General features: G+C 43.9%; 1 protein-coding gene. It reads left to right on the forward strand.

All coding sequences use genetic code 11. From position 1 onward, the window contains the following. A partial coding sequence (locus QCH34_RS12780) for a hypothetical protein (protein WP_300334692.1) occupies positions 1-1,158 on the forward strand: 1,158 nt, incomplete at its 5' end. Between the last annotated feature and the right edge of the window lie 169 nt (positions 1,159-1,327).

The following is a 1,327-nucleotide window of genomic DNA, read 5'->3' on the forward strand; positions in this document are numbered from 1 at the left end:
GAAGGTAAAATAGATGCGCTAAATTTATCATTCCAGCAGAAAGAGCAGGAACATCAGAACCTCATCAAAAACCATGCCGAATATCGGATTCTTGCCGGCATTCATGGTTTTGAAACGATATCAGCCCCTGTTGCTGAGGAGCTCAGGGATCATTCAATTCTCCGCGAACAACTTGAGCGAGGTGAAAAAGCCGTCAAGACAAACAAAGATCGTTTCGAAACTGCAAGGATGCAATTCGATCTCAATGTCAGCGGAATACCAGTCGCCTCAACATTCAAGGATACCATTAAGCAGAAGCTGAGGGTTGCTGAGAGCCTCAAGGAAACACGGTCAAACCGGAAAAATATGGACGATTACTCCAATACCATTCTTGTGAAGGTGGAATTGACCAAGTCGCAGATTGAGCCGCTAAAAGAAGTCGAGAAGAGGGTAGTCGACCAAGCACTTGGAATGGCAATGATGTACCGGGATTATCTGAAAAAATTCCCAGAAATTTCGAAGATTTACATCGACGAACGCTTGAAAGACATGGTGCGCATGAATTTCGACCAGTGTATATATACTGAAGATCAGGCAAAAGTCGAGATGCGCAGATATATTCAGGATCTCAATCGGGGAATTGAAAATGGCACTGTTGGACTCAAAGAGCTCGAAAACTATCTGAGGCCCAATCAATTGATCAATCGAGTAATGGATATGCGGATGATCCGTGTGAAAATTCGTAAAATTGATCGCGGATCTATTGATTTCCAGAATTGGGAAGCGATTAAAGCTTCAGACGGACAGGAAAACACGATGTACATCATATTCATTGTCATTCTCATGTCATTTATCAGGGACATTGTGGTCGGGAGGCACGACAAGAATACCTCGAAGGTGATGATCATTGACAATCCCTTCGGCTCCACAGGTGCCTTCTACCTGTGGGAACCGATATGGTCCATCCTTGAAAGGAATAATGTCCAACTGATATGTACCGGTCACAAAATCGGTGGAAAAATTCGTGAATTTTTTCCATTCAATCACATACTCACGGAAGATACCTCAGAGAGCGGGCAAATTCGAATCGGTATTAAGGTTGAGGCAGCGGGTCCCGCAAGGGAGACTATGGAAGAAATGCAACGGGGCACACTCAGCCATTGGATCCAGCCAATTTGATTGCAATAATTTCAATTTTTCTTGTTAAAAGTATTCTGTGGCAATAATCGGTAACAGAGAGGGAAAAATCCATCTCAAAATCTGGAATATTTGTAATCCCTAATTCCCACAAACCCCCACCACCTCCTCCACATTATACCTCAGCCCAATCTCCCGGGTATTTCCGCCG

Origin of the sequence: Methanocalculus sp. (assembly GCF_029762515.1) — an archaeon.
In the GTDB taxonomy this organism is placed as follows: domain Archaea; phylum Halobacteriota; class Methanomicrobia; order Methanomicrobiales; family Methanocorpusculaceae; genus Methanocalculus.